At 38.2% G+C, this 13,045-nt stretch carries 16 protein-coding genes; 5 read left to right on the top strand and 11 right to left on the bottom strand.

Annotated elements, in window-relative coordinates; genetic code table 11:
• Positions 1–35 precede the first annotated feature (35 nt).
• Genes ACESMA_RS09835 through ACESMA_RS09850 form a run of 4 tightly spaced genes read right to left on the bottom strand, consistent with a single transcriptional unit; the run spans position 36 to position 2,371 of the window.
• On the bottom strand, positions 36–494 hold the full coding sequence (locus ACESMA_RS09835; protein ID WP_372948631.1) for a hypothetical protein: 459 nt from the start codon (positions 492–494) through the stop codon (positions 36–38).
• Between the two features lie 5 nt (positions 495–499).
• Positions 500–967, bottom strand: a complete 468-nt coding sequence (locus tag ACESMA_RS09840) for a hypothetical protein (protein WP_372948632.1) — start codon at positions 965–967, stop codon at positions 500–502.
• A gap of 58 nt (positions 968–1,025) precedes the next feature.
• Positions 1,026–1,574, bottom strand: a complete 549-nt coding sequence (locus ACESMA_RS09845) for an RNA polymerase sigma factor (RefSeq protein ID WP_372948633.1) — start codon at positions 1,572–1,574, stop codon at positions 1,026–1,028.
• Between the two features lie 50 nt (positions 1,575–1,624).
• Positions 1,625–2,371: an NUDIX hydrolase gene (locus ACESMA_RS09850; RefSeq protein WP_372948634.1), complete on the bottom strand. Its 747-nt coding sequence runs from the start codon at positions 2,369–2,371 to the stop codon at positions 1,625–1,627.
• A gap of 169 nt (positions 2,372–2,540) precedes the next feature.
• On the opposite strand from ACESMA_RS09850, the gene ychF reads away from it, so the two are divergent.
• Complete coding sequence (ychF, locus tag ACESMA_RS09855; protein WP_372948635.1) at positions 2,541–3,641, top strand: redox-regulated ATPase YchF; 1,101 nt, start codon at positions 2,541–2,543, stop codon at positions 3,639–3,641.
• A gap of 116 nt (positions 3,642–3,757) precedes the next feature.
• On the opposite strand, the gene yajC is transcribed toward ychF, so the two are convergent.
• From yajC to ACESMA_RS09885, 6 genes are all read right to left on the bottom strand, one after another.
• The gene (gene yajC, locus ACESMA_RS09860) at positions 3,758–4,075 is read right to left on the bottom strand and encodes a preprotein translocase subunit YajC (RefSeq protein ID WP_372948636.1); all 318 of its coding nucleotides are present in this window, start codon (positions 4,073–4,075) and stop codon (positions 3,758–3,760) included.
• Between the two features lie 99 nt (positions 4,076–4,174).
• On the bottom strand, positions 4,175–5,125 hold the full coding sequence (gene nusB, locus ACESMA_RS09865) for a transcription antitermination factor NusB (protein WP_372948637.1): 951 nt from the start codon (positions 5,123–5,125) through the stop codon (positions 4,175–4,177).
• A gap of 95 nt (positions 5,126–5,220) precedes the next feature.
• Positions 5,221–6,690 carry a potassium/proton antiporter gene (locus ACESMA_RS09870; protein ID WP_372948638.1) on the bottom strand — a complete coding sequence of 490 codons (1,470 nt, stop codon included), beginning with the start codon at positions 6,688–6,690 and terminating at the stop codon, positions 5,221–5,223.
• A 61-nt stretch (positions 6,691–6,751) separates the two neighbouring features.
• The gene (locus ACESMA_RS09875; RefSeq protein ID WP_372948639.1) at positions 6,752–7,573 is read right to left on the bottom strand and encodes a universal stress protein; all 822 of its coding nucleotides are present in this window, start codon (positions 7,571–7,573) and stop codon (positions 6,752–6,754) included.
• A 100-nt stretch (positions 7,574–7,673) separates the two neighbouring features.
• Positions 7,674–8,534, bottom strand: a complete 861-nt coding sequence (locus ACESMA_RS09880; RefSeq protein ID WP_372948640.1) for a rhomboid family intramembrane serine protease — start codon at positions 8,532–8,534, stop codon at positions 7,674–7,676.
• Between the two features lie 261 nt (positions 8,535–8,795).
• On the bottom strand, positions 8,796–9,833 hold the full coding sequence (locus ACESMA_RS09885) for a threonine aldolase family protein (protein WP_372948641.1): 1,038 nt from the start codon (positions 9,831–9,833) through the stop codon (positions 8,796–8,798).
• 102 nt (positions 9,834–9,935) lie between these two features.
• Between ACESMA_RS09885 and ACESMA_RS09890 the strand changes: the two genes are divergently transcribed.
• The 4 genes from ACESMA_RS09890 to ACESMA_RS09905 are packed head-to-tail and all read left to right on the top strand — an operon-like array spanning position 9,936 to position 12,425.
• Complete coding sequence (locus ACESMA_RS09890) at positions 9,936–10,613, top strand: GOLPH3/VPS74 family protein (protein ID WP_372948642.1); 678 nt, start codon at positions 9,936–9,938, stop codon at positions 10,611–10,613.
• 15 nt (positions 10,614–10,628) lie between these two features.
• A complete protein-coding gene (locus ACESMA_RS09895; RefSeq protein WP_372948643.1) occupies positions 10,629–11,930 on the top strand; it encodes a cryptochrome/photolyase family protein in 1,302 nt (433 codons plus the stop codon).
• Positions 11,931–11,980: 50 nt separating this feature from the next.
• The gene (locus ACESMA_RS09900; RefSeq protein WP_372948644.1) at positions 11,981–12,181 is read left to right on the top strand and encodes a hypothetical protein; all 201 of its coding nucleotides are present in this window, start codon (positions 11,981–11,983) and stop codon (positions 12,179–12,181) included.
• Positions 12,171–12,425, top strand: coding sequence for a type II toxin-antitoxin system RelE family toxin (locus ACESMA_RS09905; RefSeq protein ID WP_372948645.1), 255 nt, complete (start codon positions 12,171–12,173; stop codon positions 12,423–12,425). The genes ACESMA_RS09900 and ACESMA_RS09905 overlap by 11 nt, the downstream gene beginning before the upstream one ends.
• A gap of 5 nt (positions 12,426–12,430) precedes the next feature.
• On the opposite strand, the gene ACESMA_RS09910 is transcribed toward ACESMA_RS09905, so the two are convergent.
• Entirely contained in the window at positions 12,431–12,970 is a 540-nt protein-coding gene (locus tag ACESMA_RS09910; protein ID WP_372948646.1) for a glutathione peroxidase, read from the bottom strand.
• Positions 12,971–13,045: the final 75 nt, after the last annotated feature.

The raw sequence follows: 13,045 nt of genomic DNA on the forward strand, positions 1-13,045 counted from the left end.
TGGCCTGTCTTTATTTTTATTACCCTTTGCAGAGGTTAATCTCCGTTCTTTTTTCGGTCTCTGAATTTTTTAATCATATACATTCTGAATTCATTTTCTGCTTTGTATAGCCTTAAAACCTTTCCGGCTGGAAGAATTTCAAGAAATTTTTCATTGTAATCAACCAGGAGATCAGCTTCTTTTTGCAGACTGCCTGCAAATTCACGGGTGAGCTTTTTAATACTATTTTCCGACATGGATTCCTGTGCATCCTGCACTTTTTCTTCCATTTCCCTGCGGAATTTTTGAGCTTCCCAGCGTTCTTTTTCCAACTGGTTGTAAACCGGCCAGAATTTTTGGGCTTCAGCCGGCGAAAGCTCAAGGTTTGTTGTGAGAAAAGACACCTTTTCTGCACGGAATTTCTCCCATCTGTCTTCATGGTTTTTATCCTTTGACTGAGCAAAAGTTACCGAACCAAAAGCCAGCAGAACAGCAAGCAAAAATATTTTTTTCATTTTTTTTAATTTTCAGTTTGTAAATAAATTTCATAGTCAGAAACATTAGAGCTAAGGTAACTCATCAGTTCTTCATCATTAAAATCTCCATTTACTGTTTCTTCGTTAGGTTGTGACTCCTGTAAAAGAGCAAAAAATGAGTTTTCATCTAATTTCTCGATAAATGTCAGGAAAGCGTCATCTTCATTTGTTGATTCAATATAGGTGTTTGTTTTGGCCAGATAATTGGGAAGAAACGTTTTAACCGGCCAGTAAACCAGCATAAAAATCAATGCAAAGCTTGCTGCCAGTCCAAGGGCTGGTTTCAAATACCTAATAAACGGATTTTTTGGTTGTGGAAGAGCCTGTTTTTCTGCTTCCAGCCTGTAATGTAACCGGGCAGAAAAGTCATCGAAATATTTGTCGGGAACGCCAAAGGGCTGTTCCTTTTTTAATTTCGATAATTCTGGTACAATTTTTTTAAATTCATTCATTTCTTCCAAAATTTACATGTTTGACTCTCTAAATAAAAAAAAGTTTAATGACAATTATTTAGTCACTGTTTTTTATATATTCTTCTATCTTTTTTGTTGCATGATGATATGAAGCTTTAAGCGCCCCAACCGAGGTGTCAAGTATTTTCGAAATATCTTCGTACTTCATTTCATCAAAATATTTCATGTTAAAAACGATTCGTTGTTTTTCAGGTAATTTAAGAATGGCATGCTGGAGTTTCATTTGTAATTTGTCCCCATCAAAATACGGATCAGAAGTGAGGTTTTCCATCAGGTAATCGCTTACATCATTTAACGGAAGCAGGTTTCGGCGCTTTTTCGAGTTTAAAAATGTGATGGATTCGTTGGTAGCAATGCGGTAGAGCCAGGTATAAAGTGACGATTCCTCTCTAAAATTTCCGATACTTTTCCAGACTTTTATAAATGTGTTTTGAAGAACATCATCGGTATCTTCGTGGTTCAATAAAATTTTACGAATATGCCAGTACAACCGCTCCTGGTAAAGTTTAACCAAACGATGAAAAGCCAGATCCCTGGTGTTCTCCTGTTTCAGTTCGGAAATAAGTTCGCGGTCGTCATTCTCCATAAAAAATGTTTACCAGTAAGACCCGCTCAATTCGTAAAGGTTTAAACAGACTAAATCCTGAAATTCAATCCTTCTTCAACAAGCTGGCGGTAAATGTTCACATCGAAAGAATAAAGTTTGGCTGCACGGTGAGCGACATTGGTTTGTTTTTCATTGGTGTCAATCAACAAATCCATTTTTTGTATTTTTTTCCTGAAGTTTCGTGTATCCAGTTTTTTATCTAAAATTACTTCATACAGGGTTTGCAGTTGAGTCAGCGTAAATTTTTCAGGTAAAAGATGAAACCCAACCGGATGAAATTGTACTTCTTCGCGCAGTTTTTTTAATGCTTTATCAATTATTTCTTTTGAATCGAATATTACATTGGGCAAATTGTCAATATCAAACCATTTAACTGATTTTGCTAAAGGTGAAAGTTTTAAATCGTGATAATCGGGATTGATGAGTGCGTAATATGCCACCGTTATTACCCTGTAGTGAGGCACCCGGTTTAGCGCTCCAAAAGTTTTTACCTGCTTCAGATAAACATTGTCGAGGCCGGTTGCGGTCTGAAGTATTTTTTTTGCATAGCTGTCCAAATCTTCTTCAGTTGGAAGATGGGTTCCAATCAATCCCCAGTATTTATCAGATTTTAAGGCAGGGTTTTTTTCGAAAATCACTTTTATTTGTTCGTATTCTTTTTCGGTTGTTAGAAATTTCTCCAGCAATTCGGGCTCGGCTTGCCAGAGTAAAACGTTGATCTTATCGTTTTTAAAACCAAAGATTACACAATCAACTGAAATATTCTGTAAAATCATAAGTATTGAGTTTCAACAAATGTACAAATTGGAATCCGAACTTGTGCGCGAAAAAATAAAAAAAATAAAGACTATGTTGGAAAACCAGTCAAAGGAAGTTTCTTCTAAAAAAGAACTCCAAGAATCAAGAATAGATTACCTTTGCACCGCAAATTTTTAAACGAGTAAAATGGCTTTAAAATGTGGAATTGTTGGTTTGCCAAATGTAGGGAAATCAACACTTTTCAATTGTTTGTCGAGCGCGAAAGCCCAGTCGGCAAATTTTCCTTTTTGTACAATAGAACCCAATGTGGGCGTAATTACCGTGCCCGATGAACGGCTGATTAAACTGGCAGAAATTGACAATCCCAAACGAATTGTTCCAACCACAGTTGAAATTTTGGATATTGCCGGCCTGGTAAAAGGCGCCAGCAAAGGAGAAGGACTGGGAAACCAGTTCCTGGGCAACATTCGTGAAACAGACGCTATTATTCATGTTTTGCGGTGTTTCGATAACGATAATATTACCCATGTGGACGGTTCGATTAATCCGGTTCGCGACAAAGAAGTTATTGACACCGAGCTTCAGTTTAAAGATTTGGAAACCATTGAAAACCGTATTGAAAAACTGGAAAAACAGGCCAAACACGGCACCGATCCTAAAACAAAAAAAATGTACGAACTGGCTTTGCGGTATAAAACGGTTTTGGAACAGGGAAAATCTGCCAGAACATTAAGTCTGTATGATGAAGAAGCAAGACTGGCCAAAGATTTTTTCCTGCTTACCAACAAGCCGGTTTTGTATGCCTGCAATGTAGATGAAGCTTCGGCAAAAACAGGTAACAAATATGTTGATGCGGTAAAAGAAGCTGTTAAAAATGAAAATGCAGAATTGTTGGTAATTGCGGCAGCAACCGAAGCTGATATTGCCGAACTGGAGGAATACGAAGAAAAACAGCTTTTTCTGGAAGAACTGGGACTGGACGAACCGGGCGTGAATAAGCTGATTCATTCTGCTTACCGTTTACTTAACCTGCAAACTTTTTTTACAACCGGCCCCGACGAAAGCCGTGCATGGACTTTTGTAAAAGGAACCAAAGCACCCAGAGCAGCCGGAATTATTCATACCGATTTTGAAAAAGGATTTATTCGGGCTGAAGTAATTAAATATGAAGATTACGTTCGGTTGGGCTCGGAACATGCCTGCCGCGATGCAGGTAAAATTGCCATTGAAGGAAAGGAATATTTGGTAAAGGACGGAGATATTATGCACTTCAGGTTTAATGTATGAAGCCCCTCTGCTAAGGTCAACTCCCCAAAGGTGAGAGTTGAAGAAGAGGATACCCACAAAAAAACTAAGGCTGCCTTTTACCGGGCAGCCTTAGTTTTTTGAATGTTGTTAGTTCGTTAACGCTGTTGCGGTGCGTCGCTCATGTCTTTAATAATCCCGTTTTTATCCACTTTAATGTGAATGTCTTTGGCAATTTCCAGAACAATTGTAGTTTCTTTAACTTCCACAATGCGGCCGTAAATTCCACCAGTGGTTACTACTTTATCACCTTTGGCCAGGCTTTCGCGAAATTTACGCACTTCTTTCTGGCGTTTCATTTGTGGGCGAATCATAAAAAAATAGAATACGACCACGATTAGCAGCAACGGAAGGAAACTCATTAACGGATTGGCATCCTGACCTTCGGGTTGCATCATCAATAAATTGTTTATCATTGTATAAACTTTTAAATGTTAATATTCAATTGTTTGTAATATTTCCGGCAAAAATAACCATTTGTTTTGGTTTTTAACTTTTACAGTCCTTCTATTTTGCTAAACTTCACCAATAAGGCCACGGCCTGTTTTGTTAATTTTACCCGATATTTTTAAATCTTTTAATGATTTATCGAGAATTCCGTTGATAAAATTCCGGCTTTTTTCTGTACTGTAATATTTCGAAAGTTCTATGTATTCGTTTAACGAAACCTTTGTGGGTATGGACGGGAAGTAGAGAAATTCGGCAGTAGCCAGTTGCATTATCAGAATATCCATAAAAGCAATCCGGTCCAAATCCCAGTTTTTCGAGTGTTCTTTAATAAGGTCCCGCAATTCGTCGTGGTTGATAATGGATTTTCGCAGCAAATCTCTGGCAAAATCGCGGTCGTCCTGGTCTTTAAACATGGGCAAAAGACTTTGATCTGAGCCAGAATGCGGATTAAACTTTTTCAGCGTTTTGGAAATCATGGAAACAGTAAATTCCACATCGTCATTCCAGTAAATGCTCATTTCTTCCAAAGCTTCGTAAAGGTCTTCTGCAATCAGAATAATATGGGTGAACATTTTATCAACAAACTTCCGGTCGTCTAAAAACGAACGGTTTTTATCTTTCATGTAATCCTTGTAAAATTCCGATTCAATTAAAAAAAGGTAAAGCTCTTTTATCAGTTCCGGATAATTTACCCAATTTAGCTTTTGTTGATTAATGTACGCATGAAGCGCCCTGTTTTCGCGTAATTGCTGAATAATTTGATTGCTGATAAATTTGGTGTTGGGATGAAGATCTTCGTAAGTGGGCTGGTGCTTGTTTTTTTTGATTTCAATTCGTTGCTCAGCATAATCGGCAATTTCAATAACTAAAGCAAGCAAAAAATGGTATAAATCGTAGGTTTTCCGAATACAAAAAAACAACTCTTTCTCCGCGTTGTTAAGCGATTTATCTTCTTTGGAATAATAGGCGTACAACACTTGCAGCACCTTGGTACGGATAATCCTTCTGCTAATCATGCTTTAATGAACTTCTTTAGTTTGGGCGCAAAAATAGCACTTTTTGAGAAACATTTAAGTATTCCATTTAATTTCAGAAAAAGGGAAATGAAACGTTAATTTTGGTTCATATCCAGACAGTCAAAAACCTCTGAAAGCGAATCTTTGTTTTCAGATAATACAAAAAGTGCATCATTGGCTTCTAAAGTAGTTGAGCCATTGGGTGTAATGTATTTATTGTTTCTTAAAATGAATGAAATCAATGTAGTTTGAGGCAATCCCAACTGAACAATCTGTTTACCAACGACAGGACTTTTATTGGGAATGCGGATTTCTGTGAGCAATGATTTTATACTGTCTGACAATTCCATGTCGGTTTTGGTTCTTTTCTTTAGTTCTTCAGGAAGAGTAAGGTTAAGCCAGCCGGCAACTTTTGGTAAAGTGGTTCCCTGAATTAAAACTGAAGTAATGGAAACGAAAAATACAATATCGAAAATCATATTGGCTTGTTCTGCTCCGGCCAATAATGGGTAAGTTGCAAATACAATAGGAACGGCGCCCCTGAGGCCAACCCACGAAAGAAACCACCTGCTGCGGGAATTCATTTTAAAAGGAGCCAGGCTTATAAAAACACTTAACGGCCGCGCTACAACTATTAAAAATACCGAAATTAATAATCCGATTCCAACAACCGGAATAATTTGACTTGGGAAAACCAATAATCCAAGAGTAAGGAAGAGAACAATTTGCATGAGCCAGGCAAAACTGTCGAACGATTTCAATATTTTCTTTTTGTGAATTAAATCCTGGTTTCCCAGAAAAACCGATGACAGGTAAACTGCCAAAAAACCATTACCACCAACAAAATTGGTAAACGAAAAAGTAAAAAACATGATTGCAATAACTAAAACTATGTAAAGACCTTCATAGTCGAGACGAATTTTGTTAATTACCCATGTGCTGAATTTCCCAAAAACCAAACCGATAATTGCACCCAAAATCAATTGAGCGAAAAACATGGGAATAATACCTAAAAGTGTTGAATCCTGACTAACAACCAATCCGGTAAAAACGATGGTTAAAATGTAGGCCATGGGGTCGTTGCTTCCGCTTTCCAATTCGAGGGTTGCCCTGAGGTTTCCTTTCAATGCAAGGCTTTTGGCTCGTAATATCGAAAAAACAGCGGCAGAATCGGTTGATGAAACTATGGAACCTAAAAGCAGCCCTTCATAAATGGTGAAATCAGTAACTGCCCATACAAATACGCCAACTGAAAATGCTGTAAGCATTACGCCAAGAGTCGAAAGTGAAATGCCCTGCCAAAGCACAGGTTTAATCAGTTTCCAGTCTGTATCCAAACCACCGGAAAATAGAATAAAATTTAGGGCAACAATTCCAATAAACTGGGCAGTTTTGGGATTGTCGAAATAGATGCCGCCTATTCCCTCTGAACCTGCCAGCATGCCAATTGAAATAAATAAAATGAGAACCGGAACGCCAAACTTAAATGATGTTTTACCGGCAAAAAGTGAAATAAACAAAAGTATGGAGCCAATTAATAGTATGTTTTCAGTTGTTACAGTCATGTATGTTTTTTTTCAAAACAAAATTAACATTGTTAAAGTTTATCGCCAGTTTAAATAGAAATTAGTGAGGAACAATTATTAATGGAAGGGACCGGTCGTGCACCAAATCGTTAATAAAAAATTTCCTGAATAAATGGTCATTTATGGTACGCGATCCTTTTTGTACTACAAGCATTGTATTCGGGTTTTCCTGCACAAAATTTTTAATCTCCTTAAATGCAGATTCACCTTCAAATAAATCATATGTGCACGGAATATTGTGCTGACATTCCTGAGTTAAGTTGAGGAGATATTCGTGTGATTTCTTTACATTTTCATCGGGTGGTACAATCGAAATAAAATGAACCAGCTCAATAAAATTTTTTATTGTGCCTAAAAAGTTATTGAATGCATTTCTGTTCAGCGGGTATTTGTGCGTAACCGCAACCGTTAATGTTTGCGGAAAATAAGTTTCAAAATCAGGAGGAACAGCAATGGTTTGCCAGTTTAAATCGTCAATAATTTTGAGCGCAGTACTGCCCATAAAATACTTCTTGAAAATACCTGATCTTTCTGTCCCAATGATGACAATGTCCTGAAACTTTTTTCCAAGCATGTTTTTTAATGAAGGAATGAGGTTCTTTTCAAAAATCTCATATTCAACTGAATTATTTTTTTCGAAATGTTTTTGAATGAGTTTATTCAGTTCAGCAATGGCTCTCCCTTTTTCATACTGAATAATTTTCATTCTGCTTTCGCTGTCGGCCAATGCAGGTACAGCATAGCTTACCTGGTGGATTAGAAGGATTTCAGCCTTTATCATTTCGCTCCAGCGTTTTGCAAGTTTTACAATCACTTCATTTTGAGGCGAAAAATCGATAAGCACAACTAACCTTGGTTTCATTTCTTTCCTGTTAAATATTCTGTTTTATCATATACCAAATAATTAGTGTAAAGTTTCTGTTTATAGGTTGAATTATGAATGTTTTAGGGCATGAAAAATATCAGAATTCTCCGGTATGGCTTGTATTTCCCGGCCTGTATTTATCTGAAAAATAGGATGGATTTTGTTTTTTCTTTTTCTTTACTTTTCCTTGTGTATTGTCTTCTCCTTCTGTCCGCTCAGACCCTGCCTGAATTTCCTCCTGCACAGGGTTCCGCAAGGCAGGCTGCTCATTGCCCCCTTTTTCTTCCTTCTCGTCATCTGTCAACTGCGACTGTTCACTCTCCTCCTCCTCTTCCCAGTCAAATTTATCACGCCTGATGATGTATTTTCGGTAATAAAAAGCCAGCACCACACCCGAAACAGCGCCCCATAAGTGGCCTTCCCATGATACTTTTGGGTCGATGGGAAAAACGCCCCAAATTAAACCACCATAAAGAAAAACCACAACCACAGAAAATGTAAGTAGCCGGACATCGTTACGGATAACACCACTCACAAAATGAAAGGCAGCCATGGCATAAACCACACCACTTGCGCCAATGTGCCAGGCTTCGCGGCCTGCAAACCAAACCGTTATTCCAGACAAAAAATAGAGCAGAAAAAAGATTTGGTACGAAATACGCCGGTAATAATAAATGAGCATAAACATCAGAATAAAAAAAGGAATGGAGTTGGACATCAGGTGGTTAAAGCCGGAGTGAATGAACGGCGAGAACAAAATGCCCGGCAATCCTTTTAAATGCAACGGGTAAACGCCAAGTTTTACAAAGCTAAACGATGTGGTTACTTCAATTATTTCTACCATCCAAAACACAAAAACAAATGCTGCCGGAAGCACCAGACTGTGAAAAAATATCCGTTTTTCCATTTCCGGATCCAGCTTTTTGGGATTGCTTGGATAGTAAGTAAACAAACGCATAAACAATAAATTACAAATTTCAAAAAACAAAATGCAATTAAGCTCCAAGTCTCAAAAAACAAAACTCAAATAAACTCCAAAATTCAAAACACAAATAACAATAAAACGCCAAATCTCAAATATCGAGAGTATGCCAATGTCATAATTTTCAAATATCATTTGTTTATAAATCAAATTTCACAACCTGAAGCAAGTTAATCGTTTTTTTAGTTTGAAATTTTATTCATTGGTTATTGTATTTTATTTGTTTTTTGAAAATTGCTATTTGGAATTTGACCGAATCAAGTTTTTTATCAACTCCGCAAACTCATAAATTTCTTTTTCCGTTGTATCAAACGAGGTCATCCAGCGCACTTCCGATCTTTTTTCGTTCCACATGTAAAAGAAAAACTTTTGCTGCAGCGGTTCAATTATTTCTTTGGGAACTTCGGCAAAAATTCCGTTTGCTTCCAAAGGCTGGGTAATTTTTATTTCCGGAATTTTAGCGACTTCAGCCTCCAGCAGTTTAGCCATTTTATTGGCATGAGAGGCTGTTTCTTTCCATAAATCGTTTTCAAAATAGGCCTGAAACTGGGCGCCTACAAACCGCATTTTAGAATAAAGCTGCATGCTTTGTTTCCGCAGGTATTTGGTGTAAGTTGTATGTTCCGGATTGAAAAACAATACTGCTTCACCCATCATCATTCCGTTTTTGGTTCCACCAAAAGAAAGCACATCCACACCACAATCTTTGGTAAACGTTTTAAATTCCAGGTTTAGGGAAACGGCGGCGTTGGCAATACGCGCGCCGTCCATGTGCAGCAGCATGTTGTTTTCATGTGCCAAATTAGCCAGTGCCTGAATCTCTTCCGGCTTGTAAACCGTTCCCATTTCAGTTACCTGCGAAATAGAAATAACCCGGGGCTGCGAATGATGCTCAAAATCAAAACCTTTCAGATGATGTTGAATGGATTCCGGTGTGAGTTTTCCGTTTACAGGTTCCACCGGCAAAAGTTTACATCCGGTGAATTTTTCGGGCGCACCACATTCATCTTCCTCAATGTGAGCGGTTTCGGCACAAATAATGGAATGGAAACTGCGGGTTACGGTTGACAAACCCAGAACATTAGCGCCTGTGCCATTAAAAACAAAAAACACTTCGGTTTCTCTCCCAAATTTTTCTTTGAAAATTTCAATGGCTTTTTCAGTAAACGGATCATCTCCGTAACCTTTTACATGTCCGAGGTTGGCATTTTCCATTGCCTTTAAAATGGCAGGGTGCACCCCTGAGTTGTTATCGCTTGCAAATCCTTTTTTCATAGTTTGTAAATAACATTTGTTTCGATTGTTTCCCGGAAACTTTGTACCTTCATCCGGGTTTTTAGAACATGTAAAGAAAGAAAAAATCATACGTTTATAAAAATGGAAAAATCACTTTCACTTTCCGAAAAACTTTATTTGCTGGCTGTTCATCCGCAAAAGGGTGGAATCATTTATGCCGCTTCACAAAAACTCGATTTTGCTTTGTCGGGAGCTCTTTTTATGGAAATGATACTGGATAAACAAATTGAAATTGAAAACAAGCGGATTAAAGTGGTAAACACAAAATCCAATAATCCCATTCAGAATTATTTGCTCCAAAAAATGAGAAAGGCCAAACGACCCCGAAAAGTTACAACGTGGATAAGCAAATTTCGATTTTCGGTGAAACGAATCCGCCGGCAGATTAAAACAAGCCTTGTTCGAAAGGGAACGCTCAAACTGGAAGAAAAGCAGTTCCTGTTCTTTCAATGGAAAAAACCGGTTTTGCTGAATAAGCAGGCTGTTTACAAATTGCAGTCTGAAATTGAGAACCAGATTTTACAGGGAACAACCAGCGAGGAGAACATTATGCTGTTGTCACTAATAAAACCTGCCGGATTATTAAAAAGAATTTTTCAGGATAAAGATAAACGCAAACTTGCAGAACAAAAACTGAAACAACTGATGGAAGGAAATCAGGTTTCGGAAGCTGTTAGTGCTGCCGTGGCCGCTGCTCAGGCTGTTGTTGTTTCTGTGGCTGCATCATCAGTAGCAGTTACAGCAGGTGCATCTAGATAATTAGAAATGTAATTTATGAAACGAAAAATTAATCTTTTCTGGTTTCGCCGCGACCTGCGTTTACATGATAACCATGCACTTTATCAGGCACTGAATTCAGGTCATGCGGTTTTGCCTGTTTTTATTTTTGATACCGAAATTCTGGGAAAACTCAATGCAAAAACCGATGCACGTGTTTCGTTTATTTTTGCTGAAATTCAGAAAATTAAAAAGGAACTGGAAAAAAATGGGAGCTCGCTGAAAATTTTTCACACAAAACCATCCGATGCCTTTCAGAAACTAACCGAACAGTTTGAAATTCAAACGGTGTTTGCCAATAAAGATTACGAGCCGTACGCAAAAGAACGCGACAAAAAAGTGGGGGAGTTGCTTCAGTCAAAAAATATTGGTTTTGAGCTATTTAAAGACCATGTGATTTTTGAAGAAAATGAGGTTCTGAAAGACGACGGTAAACCGTACACGGTTTTTACACCTTACAGCAAAAAGTGGAAACAGGTTTTAGATGAAACTGAAATTCCGACTTTTCCTTCTGAAAAATTGTCGGAGAATTACCTGAAAGTTAACCCTTTTGTATTTCCTGAACTGAAAGAACTGGGATTTGAAAAAAGTGACCTTAAGATTCATCCGCCTGAAATCTCAGAAGAAATTATTCGAAATTATGCCAAAACCCGTGATCTTCCTGCCATTAACGGAACCACACGGCTTGGCGTTCATTTGCGGTTCGGAACGATTAGTATTCGTGAATTGACAAAAAAAGCCATGGAGTGGTCGGAAACTTACCTGAATGAACTCATCTGGCGAAATTTTTTCAGCACCATTTTATGGCATTTTCCACAAGTGGTTGACAAAGCCTTCAAACCGAAATACGATTTTATACAATGGCGCAACAACGAAAAGGAGTTTGAGCGCTGGTGCAATGGGGAAACCGGCTACCCAATGGTTGACGCCGGTATGCGCGAACTGAACGAAACCGGGTTTATGCACAACCGGGTACGGATGGTTACAGCCAGTTTTTTAACCAAACACCTGCTCATCGACTGGCGGTGGGGAGAAGCGTATTTTGCTGAAAAACTGCTGGATTATGAACTCGCTTCCAACAACGGCAACTGGCAATGGGCTGCCGGAACAGGATGCGATGCAGCGCCTTATTTTCGCATTTTTAATCCTGAAAGCCAGCAGAAAAAGTTCGATCCTGATGGAGAGTATTTGAAACGGTGGGTACCAGAGGCGGAAACTTCAGCCTACCCGAAGCCGGTTGTAAATCATAAAATGGCGAGGGAACGGGCTTTGCAGGCGTACAGGATAGTATTGAAGTAAATTTGATATTTTTTTTAATTTTGTCTTTAGTGATAAATAAATTTGAAGCAATGAAGACGCAGTATATTACAGATACAAATGGTAGAAAAGTTAGCGTTATTTTGCCCATGAGGGATTATAATGAGATTTTGAATAAATTGGAAGAGCTGGAAGATATAAAAGCTTATGACGAAGCGATTTCAGCTAGCGAAGAAGGCCTCCCGGCGGAACAAGTGTTCAAGGATATTGAAGCGAAGCGCTATGATCTATGAAATCAAAATTTTGCGCGGAGCTATCAAGCAACTGGAATCTCTGCCCCTGAAAGATTATGAGGCTGTAAAATCCAAAATAATTGGACTTGGCAAAAATCCTCGTCCGCGTGGATGTGAAAAATTGAAAAACAGGCCTGGTTATCGTATCCGACAGGGAAAATATAGAATTATCTATGATATTTTGGATAACATTCTTACCGTCAGGGTAATTCGAATAGGACACCGAAAAGATATTTACCGATAAAACCCTTATTCCTGCAGCCATTCAATTATCCTGCGGTTTTGCACACCGGTAATGGGTGAAAGCGATTCAACCACCTGACCTTCTTCATCCACCAGGAACTTTTGAAAATTCCAGATAACTTTGGCATCGAGCGTGCCGTTTTCTTCGCTGCTGGTCAGCCATTTGTAAATGGGATGCATATTCTCATCTTTTATAGAAATCTTTTCCATCAAAGTAAAACTTACGTTGTATTTTATGGTGCAGAATTCATTAATTTGTTCGTTTGTTCCCGGCTCCTGGCTGCCAAAATCATTAGATGGGAATGCGATAATTTCAAAATCGTCTCCGCCATATTCTTCATACAACTCCTGCATTTTTCTGAATTGAGGTGTAAGCGAACATTCGGTTGCCGTGTTTACAATTAAAACTTTTTTGCCTTTTAATGTTGAAAAATCCAGAATTTCGCCGGTAATGGTGCGTGCACTGAAATCGTGCAGGGTTTTTTGCCCAAAAACCATGTGGGTTATGATGAGAAAAATTACCAAAACGCAATGTCTTTTCAACATAATTCAAGAATTTTTTTACCGCGGAAAATTAGTTAAAGTTTACGTTTCGTAAAAAGAAATAACGGGTTTGTTAAT

It is taken from the genome of Mariniphaga sp., assembly GCF_041687215.1.
Classification (GTDB): Bacteria; Bacteroidota; Bacteroidia; order Bacteroidales; family Prolixibacteraceae; genus Mariniphaga.

Coding starts and splice junctions, on each gene's coding strand:
- ACESMA_RS09835 (WP_372948631.1), bottom strand. CDS start 494: ATGAAAAAAATATTTTTGCTTGCTGTTCTGCTGGCTTTTGGTTCGGTA.
- ACESMA_RS09840 (WP_372948632.1), bottom strand. CDS start 967: ATGAATGAATTTAAAAAAATTGTACCAGAATTATCGAAATTAAAAAAG.
- ACESMA_RS09845 (WP_372948633.1), bottom strand. CDS start 1,574: ATGGAGAATGACGACCGCGAACTTATTTCCGAACTGAAACAGGAGAAC.
- ACESMA_RS09850 (WP_372948634.1), bottom strand. CDS start 2,371: ATGATTTTACAGAATATTTCAGTTGATTGTGTAATCTTTGGTTTTAAA.
- ychF (WP_372948635.1), top strand. CDS start 2,541: ATGGCTTTAAAATGTGGAATTGTTGGTTTGCCAAATGTAGGGAAATCA.
- yajC (WP_372948636.1), bottom strand. CDS start 4,075: ATGATAAACAATTTATTGATGATGCAACCCGAAGGTCAGGATGCCAAT.
- nusB (WP_372948637.1), bottom strand. CDS start 5,125: ATGATTAGCAGAAGGATTATCCGTACCAAGGTGCTGCAAGTGTTGTAC.
- ACESMA_RS09870 (WP_372948638.1), bottom strand. CDS start 6,690: ATGACTGTAACAACTGAAAACATACTATTAATTGGCTCCATACTTTTG.
- ACESMA_RS09875 (WP_372948639.1), bottom strand. CDS start 7,573: ATGAAACCAAGGTTAGTTGTGCTTATCGATTTTTCGCCTCAAAATGAA.
- ACESMA_RS09880 (WP_372948640.1), bottom strand. CDS start 8,534: ATGCGTTTGTTTACTTACTATCCAAGCAATCCCAAAAAGCTGGATCCG.
- ACESMA_RS09885 (WP_372948641.1), bottom strand. CDS start 9,833: ATGAAAAAAGGATTTGCAAGCGATAACAACTCAGGGGTGCACCCTGCC.
- ACESMA_RS09890 (WP_372948642.1), top strand. CDS start 9,936: ATGGAAAAATCACTTTCACTTTCCGAAAAACTTTATTTGCTGGCTGTT.
- ACESMA_RS09895 (WP_372948643.1), top strand. CDS start 10,629: ATGAAACGAAAAATTAATCTTTTCTGGTTTCGCCGCGACCTGCGTTTA.
- ACESMA_RS09900 (WP_372948644.1), top strand. CDS start 11,981: ATGAAGACGCAGTATATTACAGATACAAATGGTAGAAAAGTTAGCGTT.
- ACESMA_RS09905 (WP_372948645.1), top strand. CDS start 12,171: ATGATCTATGAAATCAAAATTTTGCGCGGAGCTATCAAGCAACTGGAA.
- ACESMA_RS09910 (WP_372948646.1), bottom strand. CDS start 12,970: ATGTTGAAAAGACATTGCGTTTTGGTAATTTTTCTCATCATAACCCAC.